Source organism: Acidimicrobiia bacterium (assembly GCA_035651955.1).
In the GTDB taxonomy this organism is placed as follows: domain Bacteria; phylum Actinomycetota; class Acidimicrobiia; order IMCC26256; family JAMXLJ01; genus JAMXLJ01.
This window is the reverse complement of record DASRES010000090.1, coordinates 37,469-53,041: the sequence shown is the minus strand read 5'-3', so window position 1 is coordinate 53,041 and position 15,573 is coordinate 37,469. Positions and strand designations below refer to the sequence as shown.

The following is a 15,573-nucleotide window of genomic DNA, read 5'->3' as shown; positions in this document are numbered from 1 at the left end:
GGACAATCGTAACGCTCGGGCCCACGGGACCCGGTGTCCCGACGGTCACAGACGCGGCGCGCTGAGATGTGCGAGGAAGCGGGCGAGGATCCGCGCCGTCGCGCCCCAGACGGTCTCGCCCGGGAGCAGGAAGAACTGGATGACGCGGCCCGGCTGCTCGTCCCCGTCCAGGTCCCACCGCTCCTCGCGATACGCGTCGGGATCGAGGAGCTCCGCGACCGGCACGTCGAACACCGACACGACCTCGTACGGGTTGCGGCGGAGCGCGGGACGGCCGTCGAGCAGGCCGACGAACGGCGTGATCGTGAAGCGCGACGCGACGGTCCCGAGCGAGTCGAGCTCCGCGGCGACCTCGACCGTCGAGCGCTCGAGGCCGATCTCCTCCTGCGCCTCGCGCAGCGCGGCGTGCAGCAGCGACTCGTCGACGTCCGGCTGGTGCTTGCCACCGGGGAACGCGATCTCGCCCTGGTGCGACGGCATCGTCTCCGGCCGCTTCGTCAGGATGACGCGCGCCTCGCCGTCCTCGTCGAAGAACGGCATCAGCACCGCGGCCGGACGGCTCGGGGCGACGGCCGTCAGACGTTGCGGCGGTGGCAGCGCGCGGCACGCGTCACGGATCTCGGCGACCGTGAAGCCGCGCGCGTCGGGCGGGAGCGCGGCCCACGGCGGCGGACCGCCGGGACGGGCGTGCGCCGGGCGCGGGATCCGTTGCGAACCACCCCGCGCCAGCATGGAGCGAGAGTACAAGAGGGCCCCGACCGAACCGGTCGGGGCCCTCGTCACCGGTGGACGGAGCGGCGGCGCCGCTCGCCGCGATCACGTGCAGCCGTTGGCGTTGTTGGCGATCGCCGTGACCGTGTAGCTCGTGCTGCCCGCACCGAGCGTCACCGTGTAGCTCTTCGGCGTCGCCTTGAGGTAGCCGCCCGTCACGAGCGCGTTCACGCTCCCGTACTTGCTGTTGTTCGTCGGGTTCGCGAAGTACGCGTCCTCGGCGGTCTGGATCGTCTGCTTCTCGGTCGTGCAGGAGGTGGACTTGGCGTGGTTCGTCACCCCGGACATCGCGAAGACGACGACGCCGGCGAGGATCCCCATGACGACGATGACGATGAGGAGCTCGGTCAGCGTGAAGCCGTGCTCGCTCCGGCGGTTGCGCGCAGTCAACATGCTCTCTCTCTCGGCCGCTGAGGCGGCGGCTTGAGGGGGAATGCGGCGATTCACCGGGCCGCGCTCCAGTCGTCGACGGTGACTGTCTGCCCGGCGACCGGGGTGTCCAGGAACGAGACGAGCGCGCGGATCCGCCGGTGCCCACTCACCGTGGCCACGAACGCGACCTGCCGGGTCCCGAGCAGCCGGACGGTGCCGTTCGGATCCGCGGACGGGTTGCGCACGACGAACGCCCGGCTCACGACGCCGCGACCGAGCACGACGTGCGCCGTGCGCGCGAGGTCGAGGTCGAGCGACGCCCGCGGCGCGTAGACGGTCCCCTGGATCGCGAGCGGCGAACCGCCCGTGTCGGTGAGGAACGCGCACCCGCCCGGCCCGCCCACGGTCACGCATCCCGCCTGCGCGCGGAGGGCCGGAGGTGTGTAGCGGAACGCGAGCTCGACGCCGTCGAGCTTCTCGGTGACGGGGACGTTCGCGACGGCCGACGCCGCGAACCGGACCGTAAGGCCGCTGCGCTTCGCCGGCGTGTCGACGCACGGCGTGACGTCACCCTCGGCCACCTGCGACGTCTGCGACGCGGGGATCAACACCGTGCACGCCGGCGACCCGTCGCCCGGCGTGACGGTCGCGGTGAGCGCGACGGTGCCGGCGGGCGCGGGCACGGTGCCCGACCCGGGCGCGGCGGTGATCGTGCCGCCGCCGGGCGTGGGGTCGGGCGAGACCGCCGGCGGGGCGGTCACAGGCACCCAGACGCCCGCCGGCTCGTTCGCGGGCGGCGCGGGGACCGGGTTGGGCGGCGCAGGGATCGGCACGCCGACCGGCCACGCGATGCGACCGGGCCGGCCGGCGACCATCGCGCCCGGGCCGGGCGTCTCCGCGTGCGCGACGCGCAACGTCACCTGCAGCGAGGCCGCGCCTCCGGGCAGCACCGGCATCGCGTAGCCGCCGAGGTCGAGCGCCGCGACGCTCGGCGGCGCACCGGTCGGGTCGACCGCGCCCGGTGCAGCCGCCGCGAGGACGGCGGTCGCGTTGCTCGGTGTGTTCGTGATCGCCTTCGCGTTGCCCGGTGACGTGTACGCGGTCGTCTGCGCGACCTGCGTGACGGTCGCGGCGCGCGCGGCCGTGATCGTCTGCGCGGGCGTGGATCCCGTCTGCAGCCCGTAGATCGCGAGCTGTTGCGCGGTGCGGCTCGGCGTCGCGCAGAGCTCGACCTTCCCGCCGCCGACGGCGAAGCGGCTCCCGCCGCCGAACACGAACGTCACGCCGGCGTTCGGCGCCGGATCCGTCTCCGTCTTGCACCCGCCCGGGTTCGGGACGGCCGGACGCCCGGTCGGCGCCCAGCCGTTCGGTGTGCCCCCGACCACGTTCACGCTGGGGTCGTCGACCGACCACACGGCCGGGTGCGTCGGGTCGAGATCGAAGTCGAAGTAGTACGTGCCGGGCTGGAACCACGCGAGCAGCCCCGGGCACCCGCCGCTCATGAGCGACGACAGCCCGGCGGCGTCGTCGTAGAAGCCGGGCGAGAACGACACCGTGCTGTTCGGGCCGGGGCACGCCGGGACGGCGCGGTACGTCGGCAATGTCTTCAGCGGGGACGCGTACGCGGGGTCCGTGCCGGCCGGGTCGTTCGTCGGCCCGAGGTTGCACTGCACGCTCGTCGCGCTGATCGTCCCGGTGCAGGCGCCCCGCGCCTTCACGACGTTGCCGGTGTCGTCGAGCTTCCCCGGGACCGAGATCGTGTTGCTGGAGAACACCGCTCCGGCGACGTGGAGCGTCCCTCCCCCGACGACGGTGACGCCGTCGGACGCGGACGTCCCGAGCGTCAGGATCGCGTCGCGCGGCGCGTTCACGCCCGGTGTGACGACACCGCTACCGGCCTGGCCCGTGCACGTGACGGTGACGGGCGTCGCGTCGACGTCGGGGACGCTGAACGTCGGGCACGTGCCGCCGATCGCGGGATCGCGCCCCGCGGTCGCGCGCGTCCGGACGTACTGGATCGCGCCCTGCACCGCGCCATCCGCCGCGTAGGACGCGGCGCGCTCCGCACGCACCGACCCGGTGCTGCGCAACCCGATCGAGCCGTAGCCCAGCACGATCGTGCCGAGCACGCCGACGAACGACACGAGCACGAGCGCGAACATCAGGCTCGCACCGGCCTCGCCGCGAGCGGGCCGGGTCATGCCGACCGCCGCGTGCCGAGCAGGCGGAACGTGTTGCCGCTCGTCTGCGTCACCGTCAGCGTGACCGACGAAGGCGCGTTGCACGACGGCGTGCACACGACCGAGGGGTTCGCCGCCGCGAGACCGGTCACGATCGTCGCGGTCTCGACGGGCGGCCCGCCCCGACACAGCGTGCGGACGAGCGTGCGGTCACCCGAGACGGTGCGGACGACGTAGGAGGCGGCCGACGACGGCGAGACGTCGTCGCTCCAGCGGAACGTCACGACGGACGGCCCGCCACCGCCGCACGGCGACGAGTCGTTCGCCGTGACCGTCGCCGCGCTCGCGACGTCCTCGGCGAAGTACGTCGCCGCGATCTGGGTGCCGTGCGCGTCGGTGAAGCGCTGCGACGCGGCGACCGTCGTGTGCACGCCGGTCGAGATCGCGACCCCGAGCGGGAACATGACGAACCCGAGCACCGCGATCGCGACGAGCAACTCGACCAACGTGAAACCGTGTTCGATCGTCGCGCTCGTGTTCATTGGTCGCGCTCGCCGCTCCTGCGCCAACAGGCGCTTGCATCCCGCGTGCGCGAACAAGTCGCTCATGACACGCGCTTGAGGACGTCGACGGTCTCCGTCACGTGGCCGTCGGTGGCGCTGAGCGTGAGCCGTTGCAGCCCGTTGTCGGGACTCGGGCACGTGCCGAGCCAGCCTGCGGGGGTCTTGCCGTCCCAGTACTGCACCGCGGTGATCGACGCCTGCCATCCCGACGGCGGGGTGTACGACGGCCGGTAGCTCGAGGTCGTGGCGCACGGGACGTACGTGACCGTGCGGCTCAGCACGGCCTCGGCCTCGTCGCGCAGGACGGTCTCGGCGGTCGCGCGGCCCTGCTGCTCGCCCGACGACCGCACCGCGAGCGCGATCCCGCCCAGGATGCCCGTCAACGTGATCCCGACGACCGCGATCGTGACGAGGATCTCGACCAGCGTCTCGCCGCGCTCGCCGCGGTGCCCGCGGGCCATCGCTAGTGGAGCGTCCCGGACTGGAACGCGCCGTACATCGCCTGCACGAGCGCGATCGCGACGAACCCGACGATGCCGCCCATCAGCACGATGACCGCGGGCTCGAACAGCGTCGTGAGGCGCTTCACCCGGTGCAGCACCTCCTGCTCGTAGTAGTCCGCGGCCGTGCGCAGCTGCGCGTCCATCGTCCCGGTGGTCTCGCCGACGAGCAGCATCTGGCCGGCGGCGTCCGGGAACAGGCCGGTGTCGACGACGGGCCGCGCGATCCCGTTCCCCTCGAGCATCTCGTCGCGTGCCGCGTACAACGCGCGACGGAAGACCCGGTTGTGCGCGCCGTCGGCGGCCGCGTTCATCGCGGCCGCGACCGACACGCCGGACGCGATCATCGCCGACAGCACGCGGCAGAACCGCTCGACGGCGACGTATCGCGCGACCGTCCCGACGACCGGCAGCTTCAGGAGCAGCGCGTCGCGCGCGTACCGTCCTCGCTTCGTTCGCACGACGAGCGCGGTCAGCACGACGACGGCCGCGACGCTCCCGAGGATCACGGCCCACCACGACTCGAAGAACCGCGCGATCGACAGCAGCAGGCGAGTGAAGAGCGGCAGCTTCGCGCCGAGCTCGGAGAAGAACCGCTCGAACTTCGGGAGCACGAACGCGACGAGCAACGCGACCGTCGCCATGGACATCACGAGGATGACGGACGGGTACACGAGGGCGGCACGCACTGCTCGGCGGGTCGTGAGGTCGCGCTCGATGTAGTCCGACAGCCGGTCGAGGACGGAGTCGAGGTTCCCGGTGAGCTCGGCCGAGCGCAGCATCGGCACGAAGTAGGGCGGGAAGCGCGCGGCGTGGACCGCGACGGCGTCGGAGAGCGTCTCGCCGCGGCGCAGCCGGTCGGACACGTCACGCAGGACGCGGCCGAACAGCTTCTTCTGCTCCGCCGCGAGGAGGTCGATCGCCTGGATGATCGGGATGCCGGAGCGAACGAACGCCGCGAGCTGGCGTGCGAACAGCATCGTCTGCTCGGGCTTCACCTTCTGGGTGGTGAGCTCGATCTGGTTCGGGTTGCGCCGCTCGTCGAGCTTCGCGATCTCGAGCTCGCGCTCGAGCAGCGCCAGGCGCGCGCTGGTCTCGTTCGGCGCGTCGAGGGTGCCTCGGACCTTCTTGCCCTCGCCGTCGACGGCTGCGTATCGGAACTTCGGCACGCGCGCTCCCGACGTCAGATCAGGTAGACGCCGCGGAGGATCTCGGCGATCGTGGTGACGTCCTCCTCGACGAGCCGCAGCGCTTCCTCGCGCATCGGCACCATCCCCTGCTCGACCGCGAGCTCGCGGATGCGGTCGTGCGACGAGCTCGACACGATCAGGTCGCGCATCTCGTCCGTGCAGCGCAGGAGCTCGAACACGCCGATGCGGTCCTCGAAGCCGGTGTGCGAGCAGAAGTTGCACCCGGCCCCGTGCCAGAACTCGCTCTTGGACGAGCTCGACGCGTGCTCGTAGAACATGCGCTCCTCGGGCGTCGGCTCGTAGCGGACCCGGCAGTGCGTGCACGTACGGCGGACGAGCCGCTGGGCGACGATGCCGAGCACCGAGGACGCGATCAGGAACGACTCGAGCCCCATGTCGAGGAACCGGTGCAACGCGGAGGCGGCGTCGGTCGCGTGGATCGACGACAGCACGAAGTGACCGGTGAGCGCGGACTGCACCGCGATGCGGGCCGTCTCGACGTCGCGCATCTCGCCGACGAGGATCACGTCCGGGTCCTGGCGCAGGATCGACTTGAGCCCGTCGGCGAACGTCACGCCCGCCTGCTCGTTGATCTGGATCTGGTTGATCGACGGGAACACGTACTCGACCGGGTCCTCGATCGTCGTGAGGTTGCGGTCGGGTGTGTTCAGCTGGGCGAGCGTCGCGTACAGCGTCGTCGTCTTGCCGCTGCCCGTCGGGCCGGCGACGATCACCATCCCGTAGGGGTGACGCGTCAGCGCGGAGTAGGTCGCACGGGTCGAGTCCGGCATGCCGAGCTGGTCGAGCTCGAACAGCGAACGGCTCTTGTCGAGCAGGCGCAGCACGGCCTTCTCGCCGTGGATCGTCGGCACGGTCGACACACGCACGTCGAGGTCGCGACCGTCGATCGTCATCTCGAGCTGACCGTCCTGGGCGCGGCGACGCTCGACGATGTTCATGCCCGCGAGCACCTTGATGCGGCTGACGACCGCGGGACCCATCTCGGCGGGCAGCGCCTGGACCTCGTGCAGCGCGCCGTCGATGCGGAACCGGACGCGCACCACGTCACCCTGAGGCTCGAGGTGGATGTCCGACGCACGGTCGCGCAGCGCCTGCGTGATGACGAGGTTCACGACCTGCACCACGGGCGCGTGGTCGTCGGCCACCTCGACCTGCGGTCCGGCCGTACGCGCGCGCACGCCACCGACCGCCTCGAACCTGCGCACCTGCTCGTCGACGCCGGCGAGCGCGCGGTACGAGCCGTCGATCGCGCGCGCGATGTCGGACGGCGGTGCGATCACGAGCACGACGGGACCGCCGACGGCCTGCGACAAGACGCGGTACGCGTCGTGCTCCTCGGAGTCCGCGACCGCGATCAGCAGACCGTCGGGTGTCTCGCGGATCGGGATCGCGTGCATGCTGCGGGCCACGCTCTCGGGCAGCCGCTCGAGCGCGGACGCCTCGGGAACGTCCTGACGGAGGTCGACGAGGGGCAGGCCCTGCTGCTCGGAGAGCACGCGCGCGAGGTCGCGCTCGTCGAGCATGCCCAGCTTGACGAGCACGGAGCCCAGCCGCCCGCCCGAGGCGGACTGCTCGAGCAGGCCCTCCATGAGCTCCGCCTGCGAGACGAGCTCCTGCTCGACGAGCAGGTCGCCGAGCCGGCGGGTCGGTTGCGCACCGGCGGCCGGTGCGGACGACGACGGTTCGGGCGCGACGGCGCGAGCGTCGTCGTCGACGGCCGTCTGCCCGCGACGCAGTCTCACAGCGGTCCCATCTCGTCGTGTGCGCGGTCCGCGCAGCCGGTGGTCACGATCGCCTCGCCGTCCGATCCCCTCGTCCCCGCAGCGGGGAAGCGAGCCGTCACCTGTTCGTCGGCGCGTCGGCCGTCCGCTTGAGAGGGGACCGGGCCGGGAACGGCCCGGTCCGAGGTCCCGAGCGCTGCCGATTCGGACATTCCGCCGACATTTCGCTCAACGACGCCGGCGTCCTGCCGATGCAGGGAACCGTGAGCAGGGGCAGAACGGGGACCGGCGGCGCGCCCGAGCGCCGCGCCCGGGCGGCACGCCGTGCCGTCGCGGCACTGGGTGTCGCGGCGGTCGTCGCCGTCGCCGGGGGCTGCAGCTCCTCCTCGTCGAAGGCGACCGGCACGGTGGTCGACGTCCGGATCAGGGACTTCGCCATGCAGCCGTCGCGTACGTCGGTGCCCGCGGGTTCGGTGACGTTCGACGTCGCCAACGCGGGGCCGTCGACCCACGAGTTCCACGTCGTACGGACGGACCTGCCCGGGAACGCGTTGCCGCTGCGGCCCGACGGGCTGTCCGTCAACGACCAGTCCGCGCAGCTGCACTCCGTCGGCGAGGTGGACGAGGTGAAGCTCGACGGCCACGCGCGCCTGACGCTCGACCTGCCTCCGGGCCACTACGTCGCGTACTGCAACCTCGAGGGCCACTACCTCGGCGGCACGTACACGCAGTTCGACGTGTCGGGACCGCGGTCATGAGCTGGCAGATCGCCGAGCTGCGCGCCAAGGGCCGGCCCGCGCCGGGCGAGGCGGGGCTCGTGCACCGGCTGAAGCACGCGCTGTGGCGGAACCGGATCGTCATCGGCTCCGTCATCACGCTCGTCGTCTTCCTCGTCGCGATGATGTGGTACGTCGTCGGCGCGCTGGAGCGCGAGCGCAACACGCCGCTGCTCGTCAACGTGACGACGCGCCAGCGCACGCTCGTCGAGCGCTACATCAAGGACCTCGTGCTGCAGTCGGACGGCGTGCAGACCGACCCGGACGAGAGCGCGGCGATCCTGCGCCAGAGCGCGCAGGCACTGCTGCACGGCGGCGAGGTGCCGTCGCCGAACGGCAACCCCGAGCAGACCGTCCGCATCCCCGCCGTGAGCGGCGCGCACGCGCGGGCCAAGCTCGAGCACGAGCAACGCCTGATCGAGACGCTGACGCAGCACGGCGAGGTCCTGCTCTCGGTGCAGAAGGGCACGCCGCAGTACGCGGCCGACCTCCAGCAGCTCCGGGTGCTGGGCGCCGAGCTCTCGAGCGTCACCGGTGACGCCGCCAACCAGATCACGGTCGACGCCCACGCCGCGTTGGGCCGGCTCGCCGCGATGGCCGTCATCCTCGGGTCGATCGGCGGCCTCGCCACGATCGTGCTCGTCGTCTTCCTCCGCCGCGCGGCGAAGCGTGAGTCCGAGCGGTTCCGCACGCTGGTGCACAACTCGACCGACATGATCACCGTCGTCAGCCTCGAGGGCCTGACGCTCTACCAGAGCCCGTCGATGCGCAACGTCCTCGGCTACGAGCCGTACGAGACGGTCGGCGCGGACGCGTCGCTGCTCGTGCACCCGAACGACCTCGAGCGCATGGCCGAGCAGCTGACGCCGATCGTCGAGGTTCCGGGCACGACCGCCGACGTCGCCTATCGCGCGCGGCACCGTGACGGGACGTGGCGCGACCTCGAGGGCACCGCGACGAACCTGACGAAGGACAAGACCGTGCGCGGTCTGGTCATCAACGTGCGCGACGTGACCGAGCGCAACCGCGCCGCGGAGGAGCTCGCGACGGCGCGTGACCAGGCGATGGAAGCGTCGCAGATGAAGTCGCAGTTCCTCGCGACGATGAGCCACGAGATCCGCACGCCGATGAACGCGGTCATCGGCCTCACCGAGCTGCTGCTCGACACCCGCCTCGACGGCGAGCAGCGCGAGTACGCGGCCGGCGTGCAGGTCGCCGCGGAGGGACTGCTCGGCATCATCAACGACATCCTCGACTTCTCGAAGATCGAGGCCGGCAAGGTCGAGATCGAGGAGGTCGACCTCGACCTCGTGCTGCTCGTCGAGACCGTCGCGGGGCTGCTCGGCGACGTCGCGAACGCGAAGGACATCGAGCTCATCGGGTTCTGCGCGCCCGACGTGCCGACCGCGCTGCGCGGCGACCCAGTCCGCCTGCGCCAGGTCCTCGTGAACCTCGTGTCGAACGCGGTGAAGTTCACGCCCGACGGTGAGGTCGTGCTGCAGGTGACCCGCATCGCGGAGTCGGACGACGACGTGCGGTTGCGCTTCGAGGTCCGCGACACCGGCATCGGCATCGCGCCCGACGACCAGGTACGCCTGTTCGAGCCGTTCTCGCAGGCCGACGCGTCGACGACCCGCCGCTTCGGCGGCACGGGCCTCGGCCTGGCGATCACGAAGGAGCTCGTCCAGATGATGGGCGGCGAGCTCCAGTTGCAGAGCGAGGTCGACGCGGGCAGCACGTTCTGGTTCGAGCTCACCATGCCGAAGCAGGCCGGCGCCGGTCCGACGTTCCCGGTGCAGGAGCTCGGCTCGCTGCGCGTGCTCGTCGTCGACGACAACGCGACGAACCGGCTGATCCTCCGCCAGCAGCTCCGCTCGTGGGGCATGGAGCCCGCCGAGGCGGAGGACGGCGTCGCCGCGCTGGAGGAGCTGCGGGCCGCGGCCGCGCAGGGCCGCGCGTACGACCTCGTCATCCTCGACTTCAACATGCCGCGGATGGACGGGCTGCAGCTCGCGTCCGCGATCATGGCCGATCCCGACCTGCGGCACGCGCGCCTGTTCCTGCTCAGCTCGGCCGCGCAGCGACTCGGCGGCGACGCCGCGCGCGCACACGGCCTGTCGGGGTGCCTGACGAAGCCGGTCCGCCAGTCCGAGCTGTTCAACCTGATCGTCACCGGGATCAACGCGGACGCGGCACCGCTCGTGGAGCAGGCCGCGCGTCACCCCCGCCGGCGCGAGGCGTCGCGCACGGATGGCGCGCAGATCCTGCTCGTCGAGGACAACAGCATGAACCAGCTCGTGGCGTCGCGGATCCTCGACAAGCTCGGGTACCGCGTCGACATCGCGGGCAACGGCCGGGAGGCACTCGCCGCGCTGGCCAACAAGCGCTACGCGGCGGTCCTGATGGACTGCCAGATGCCCGAGATGGACGGGTACGACGCGACACGCGAGCTGCGCCGCCGCGAAGGTGTGAGCCGGCACACCCCGGTCATCGCGATGACGGCCGCCGCGATGGAGGGCGACCGCGAGCTGTGCATCGAGGCCGGGATGGACGACTACATCACCAAGCCCGTGCGCGCCGACGCGATCGAGCAGGCCCTGCGCCGCTGGATCGCGGACGACCGGGACCAGGTGGTGCAGGACGACGCGCCCGCGGCGCCCGAGGCGCCGCAAGACGACGACGCGCCGCACGACGACGACGTGCACGACGACGGCACGCCCGTCCTCGACGCGTCGCGCATCTCGACGCTGCGTGACCTCGACAGCGGCGACGGCGAGCTGCTGAGGCTGCTCGTCGAGGAGTACGCGAACGACGCGCGCGCGCAGCTCGACACGCTGCACGCGGCGTTGGCCGAGGGTGACCCCCACACGGTCGAGCGGGCCGCACACACCGTGAAGGGCGCGAGCGCCAACATCGGCGCGACGCGCTTGGCCGAGCTGTGCCGCGAGCTCGAGGCCCTCGGACGCGCCGCCGCGCTCGGCAGCGCGCGCGAGCTGCTCGACCGGATCGAGACGGAGTTCGACAACGTTCGCCACGCCCTGGGCGTGGAGCTCGCGAGGAGCTGAGATGCGCGTCCTGGTCGCCGACGACGACACGACCTGCCGCCTCGTGCTGAAGGCCGCGGTCGAACGGCTCGGTCACGAGTGCGTCACGGCATCCGACGGTCAGGAGGCCTGGGACCTCATCACCGGCGCGCGCTTCGACGTGCTCATCACCGACTGGATGATGCCGGGCCTCGACGGCCCCGAGCTGTGCCGCCGCGTCCGTCACGACAACCACGGGACATACACCTACATCGTCCTCGCGACGTCGCTCGGCGAGCGCGAGCACGTCGTGGCCGGCATGCAGGCCGGCGCGGACGACTACCTGACGAAGCCGCTCGACCCGTTCGACGTGCAGACGCGCCTGATCGCCGCGGACCGCGTGACCGGCCTGCACAAGCAGGTGAAGGACTTCCAGGCCGCGCTCGAGCAGGCCAACGGCGAGCTCCAGCAGCTGGCTCGTACGGACGCGCTGACGCAGATCGGGAACCGGCTGCGGCTGCACGAGGACCTCGTCGCGATCCACGACCGGGCCGAGCGCTACGGGCACGGCTACTGCGTCGCGATCTTCGACCTCGACTACTTCAAGTCGTACAACGACACGTACGGCCACCTCGCGGGCGACGAGGCGCTGCGCAAGGTCGCGCGCACGCTCGCCGCGTACTGCCGAAGCGGTGACGGGACGTACCGCTACGGCGGCGAGGAGTTCGTCGTCGTGCTGTCGGACCAGACCCTCGACAGCGCGATCCCCGCCGTGGACCGGTTGCGCGAGGCGATCGCGGAGCTGCGCGTCCCGCACGCGGGCCGACCCGACCCGCAGGTCGTCACCATCAGCGCGGGTGTCGCGAGCTGGCGGCCGGGCGGCGAGACGTCCACCGAGATGCTCGAGCGCGCCGACGGCGCGCTGTACCGGGCGAAGCTCGGCGGCCGCAACCGTGTGATGGCGGACGAGGACTCGGCGAACGCGGCCTGAGCGGTCGCGCGCGACGGCCCGGCGCGCCATACTCCCCGGACTCGAACACGGGGGGTCCACATGCCGGGTCTCAACCTCGCGTCCTGCTGGGAGTCGATCGCGGACGCGCTGCCCGACCGTCCCGCGCTCGTCCACGGCGACCGCCGCGTCACGTGGTGCGAGCTCGACGAGCGATCGGCACGGCTGGCGTCCGCGTTCGCGGACCTCGGACTGGGGCCGGACTCGAAGGTCGCGCTCTACCTCTACAACTCGAACGAGTACATGGAGGCGACCAACGCGGCGTTCAAGCTGCGCGCCGCGCACGTGAACGTGAACTACCGGTACCTCGAGGACGAGCTGGAGTACCTCCTCGACAACGCGGACGCCGAGGTGCTCGTGTTCCACGGCGCGCTCGGCGAGCAGGTCGCGAAGGTGCGCGACCGCCTGCCGCAGCTGCGCGCGGTGATCCAGGTCGACGACGGCAGCGATCTCGTCGACGGCGCACTCCGCTTCGAGGACGCGATCCTGTCGCACGACCCGATGCCGCGCGTCGAGCGGACCGGTGACGAGCTCTACATCCTCTACACGGGCGGCACGACCGGGATGCCGAAGGGCGTCATGTGGCGCAACGAGGACCTGTACCACGCGCTCGCACCCGCGACGTTCGGGCTCGTCGGCGAAGCCGTCCCCGACGACCCCCGCGACGTCGGCGGTGCCGCGGCACGCGTCGCGTCGTCGGGACTGACGCCCGTGCACGTCCCCGCGTCACCGCTCATGCACGGGACCGGGTTCATGACGACGGTCCAGACCATGCTCCTCGGCGGCACGGTCGTCACGCTCGAGCAGCGTCACTTCGACGCGCACGAGCTGTGGCGCGTCGTCGAGCAGGAGCACGTGACACAGATGGCGATCGTCGGCGACGCGTTCGCGAAGCCCATGGTGCGCGCGCTCGAGGAGGCCGAGGCCCGGGGCGAGCCGTACGAGCTGTCGTCGCTGCGGTTGATGGTGAGCTCGGGCGTCATGTGGAGCGCGCCGGTGAAGGAGGCGCTGCTGCAACGCGGGTCGTTCCTGTGCTTCGACTCGCTCGGGTCGAGCGAGGGCGTCGGCTTCGCCGGGTCGATCTCCGCGTCGGGGTCGGAGGTGCGCACGGCCCGCTTCACGATCGGCGAGCACACGAAGGTGCTCACCGAGGACGGCCGCGCGATCGAGCCCGGGTCCGACGAGATCGGCCTGCTCGCGCTCTCGGGCCCCCTGCCGCTCGGGTACTACAAGGACCCGGACAAGTCGGCGGCGACCTTCCGCACGTTCGCCGGCGTCCGCTACTCGATCCCCGGCGACTGGGCCCGCGTCGCCGCGGACGGCTCGGTCGAGCTGCTCGGGCGCGGGTCGGTGTCGATCAACACCGGGGGCGAGAAGGTCTTCCCCGAGGAGGTCGAGGAGGCGTTGAAGCTGCACGACGGCGTCGCGGACGCGCTCGTCGTCGGCGTGCCCGACGACCGCTTCGGCGAGGCGGTCACCGCGGTCGTGACCGCGCGCGCCGGGACCACGCTCGACGCCGACGACGTGAAGCAGGCGGTGCGCAAGCACCTCGCCGCGTTCAAGCAGCCCCGCCGGATCGTCGTCGTCGACGCGATCCCCCGCGGGCCCAACGGCAAGGCGGACTACGCGTGGGCCCGCCGCACCGCGCTCGAGGAGCTCGGTGTCACTCCCGAGTGACACCGACACGACGGGGCTCGCGCCGATGCTCGATTCAGATGCCCGTGAGTCCCGCCAGGGGGTACTCCAGGGAATCTGAATCGCGTTCGGACCGCGCTCGGCGGTCCCGCGGGACCGCCCCGGACGACGTCCGGACGCGGAACGGGCGGCGCCCGGAGGCACCGCCCGTCGTGAGGGACCGCTCGGAGCCGGTCCTACTTCTTGGCCTTCTTGCCCGCCTCGGCGCTCGTCTTGGCCAGCACGTCGCGGCTCGACAGGATGAGCAGGTCCTCGCCGTCGACCGTGATCTCGGTGCCGCCGTACTTCGAGTAGACGACGACGTCGCCGACCGCGATGTCGAGCGGGATGATCTCGCCGGTCTGCTCGGAGCGCTTGCCCGGTCCGACCGCGAGCACCTCGCCCTGCTGCGGCTTCTCCTTCGCGGTGTCGGGGATGACCAGCCCGCTGATCGTGGTCTCCTCCGCGTCGGCGGTCCGGACGACGATCCGGTCCTCCAGCGGCTGCAGCTTCATCGATGAGCCTCCTCGGGCGTTGCCGTTCTGGTGTGCAGTTCGGGGTTGCGTGGTGCCGGAGTGTCGCCCCGTCGCCGGTTAGCACTCGGGCGGGGCGAGTGCTAACGCCAACGTAGCAGCCGCCCCCGCGTGCGGCAAGGTGTCAGCGGGCCGTGAGTGGCAGGTTGGGATCGATCCCGGCGGACAGCGGCGTCGGCCCGTCCTCCACGAGGCGGCGGTAGCCCGTCGCCGCGATCATGGCGGCGTTGTCGGTGCACAGCGCGAGGCTCGGGAGGCACACCGGCCAGCCGGTCTCCGTCGACACGTCGAGCAGGCGGGCCCGCAGCCGGGAGTTCGCCGCGACGCCGCCCCCGACGACGAGCGCCTTCGCGTCGCACTCGTCGGCGGCGGCGAGGAGCTTCGCGACGAGCACGTCGACGACCGCCTCCTGGAACGAGGCGGCGACGTCGCGCACGTCGTCGTCGGGATGACGGCGCACATGGTTGACGACGGCGGTCTTCAGCCCCGAGAACGAGAACCCGAACGCGTCGTCGATCATCGGGCGCGGGAACGAGACGGCTTCGGGATCGCCCTCGGCCGCGACCCGGTCGATCGCCGGCCCGCCCGGGTACCCGAGGCCGAGCAGCCGCGCGACCTTGTCGAACGCCTCGCCCGCGGCGTCGTCGACGGTCTGCCCGAGGACGCGATAGCGATCGAAGTCGTCCATCGCGACGACCATGGTGTGCCCACCCGACACGACGAGCACCGCGATCGGCGGGTTCAGGTCGGGCTCCTCGAGCCACGCCGCGCGCAGGTGCGCCTCGAGATGATTGACGCCGACGTACGGCACGTCGGCGACGAGCGCGATCGCCTTCGCCGCGCTCACACCGACGAGCAGCGCGCCGGCCAGGCCCGGTCCGTGGCACGCGGCGACCGCGTCGAGGTCGCCGACCTCGGTGCCCGCCTCGACGAGCGCCTCCGCGACGACGGGGTTGACGAGCTCGACGTGCGCGCGGCTCGCGATCTCGGGCACCACGCCGCCGAAGCGCGCGTGCAGGTCGACCTGGCTCGACACGACCGACGACAGCACGTCGCGACCGTCCTCGACGACCGCGGCCGCGGTCTCGTCGCAGCTCGTCTCGATGCCGAGTACCTTCACCGCTTCACCACGTCTCCCGCTCTCGGCCCGACGGGCCGGGCCGCTCGGGCCCTCGCTTCCGCTCGCCTCACGGCTCGCTCGCTACGACGTCTCCCGCTCTCGGCCCGACGGGCCGGGCCG

13 protein-coding genes are annotated in these 15,573 nt (G+C 71.9%); 4 read left to right on the top strand and 9 right to left on the bottom strand.

What is annotated here, in order from left to right:
• Nucleotides 1-45: 45 nt before the first annotated feature.
• From VFC33_20055 to VFC33_20025, 7 genes are all read right to left on the bottom strand, one after another.
• Nucleotides 46-732: a CoA pyrophosphatase gene (locus VFC33_20055; GenBank protein ID HZR15538.1), complete on the bottom strand. Its 687-nt coding sequence runs from the start codon at nucleotides 730-732 to the stop codon at nucleotides 46-48.
• Between the two features lie 84 nt (nucleotides 733-816).
• A complete protein-coding gene (locus tag VFC33_20050) occupies nucleotides 817-1,164 on the bottom strand; it encodes a type II secretion system protein (protein ID HZR15537.1) in 348 nt (115 codons plus the stop codon).
• A 50-nt stretch (nucleotides 1,165-1,214) separates the two neighbouring features.
• Entirely contained in the window at nucleotides 1,215-3,344 is a 2,130-nt protein-coding gene (locus VFC33_20045) for a hypothetical protein (protein ID HZR15536.1), read from the bottom strand.
• Nucleotides 3,341-3,931 carry a prepilin-type N-terminal cleavage/methylation domain-containing protein gene (locus tag VFC33_20040; protein HZR15535.1) on the bottom strand — a complete coding sequence of 197 codons (591 nt, stop codon included), beginning with the start codon at nucleotides 3,929-3,931 and terminating at the stop codon, nucleotides 3,341-3,343. The genes VFC33_20045 and VFC33_20040 overlap by 4 nt, the downstream gene beginning before the upstream one ends.
• Complete coding sequence (locus VFC33_20035; GenBank protein HZR15534.1) at nucleotides 3,928-4,347, bottom strand: type II secretion system protein; 420 nt, start codon at nucleotides 4,345-4,347, stop codon at nucleotides 3,928-3,930. The genes VFC33_20040 and VFC33_20035 overlap by 4 nt, the downstream gene beginning before the upstream one ends.
• Nucleotides 4,348-4,349: 2 nt before the next feature.
• Nucleotides 4,350-5,555, bottom strand: coding sequence for a type II secretion system F family protein (locus VFC33_20030; GenBank protein ID HZR15533.1), 1,206 nt, complete (start codon nucleotides 5,553-5,555; stop codon nucleotides 4,350-4,352).
• Nucleotides 5,556-5,569: 14 nt separating this feature from the next.
• Nucleotides 5,570-7,339, bottom strand: coding sequence for a GspE/PulE family protein (locus tag VFC33_20025; protein HZR15532.1), 1,770 nt, complete (start codon nucleotides 7,337-7,339; stop codon nucleotides 5,570-5,572).
• 242 nt (nucleotides 7,340-7,581) lie between these two features.
• On the opposite strand from VFC33_20025, the gene VFC33_20020 reads away from it, so the two are divergent.
• Genes VFC33_20020 through VFC33_20005 form a run of 4 tightly spaced genes read left to right on the top strand, consistent with a single transcriptional unit; the run spans nucleotide 7,582 to nucleotide 13,803 of the window.
• Nucleotides 7,582-8,076, top strand: a complete 495-nt coding sequence (locus VFC33_20020) for a cupredoxin domain-containing protein (GenBank protein ID HZR15531.1) — start codon at nucleotides 7,582-7,584, stop codon at nucleotides 8,074-8,076.
• A complete protein-coding gene (locus VFC33_20015) occupies nucleotides 8,073-11,159 on the top strand; it encodes a response regulator (protein HZR15530.1) in 3,087 nt (1,028 codons plus the stop codon). Before VFC33_20020 ends, VFC33_20015 begins: the two co-directional genes overlap by 4 nt.
• A gap of 1 nt (nucleotide 11,160) precedes the next feature.
• The gene (locus VFC33_20010; protein HZR15529.1) at nucleotides 11,161-12,108 is read left to right on the top strand and encodes a diguanylate cyclase; all 948 of its coding nucleotides are present in this window, start codon (nucleotides 11,161-11,163) and stop codon (nucleotides 12,106-12,108) included.
• Nucleotides 12,109-12,168: 60 nt separating this feature from the next.
• Nucleotides 12,169-13,803 carry an acyl-CoA synthetase gene (locus VFC33_20005; GenBank protein HZR15528.1) on the top strand — a complete coding sequence of 545 codons (1,635 nt, stop codon included), beginning with the start codon at nucleotides 12,169-12,171 and terminating at the stop codon, nucleotides 13,801-13,803.
• A 194-nt stretch (nucleotides 13,804-13,997) separates the two neighbouring features.
• Here the strand turns inward: VFC33_20005 and groES are convergent, their stop codons facing one another.
• Nucleotides 13,998-14,315, bottom strand: a complete 318-nt coding sequence (groES, locus tag VFC33_20000; protein HZR15527.1) for a co-chaperone GroES — start codon at nucleotides 14,313-14,315, stop codon at nucleotides 13,998-14,000.
• A 142-nt stretch (nucleotides 14,316-14,457) separates the two neighbouring features.
• Nucleotides 14,458-15,453, bottom strand: a complete 996-nt coding sequence (tsaD, locus tag VFC33_19995) for a tRNA (adenosine(37)-N6)-threonylcarbamoyltransferase complex transferase subunit TsaD (protein ID HZR15526.1) — start codon at nucleotides 15,451-15,453, stop codon at nucleotides 14,458-14,460.
• Nucleotides 15,454-15,573 lie beyond the last annotated feature (120 nt).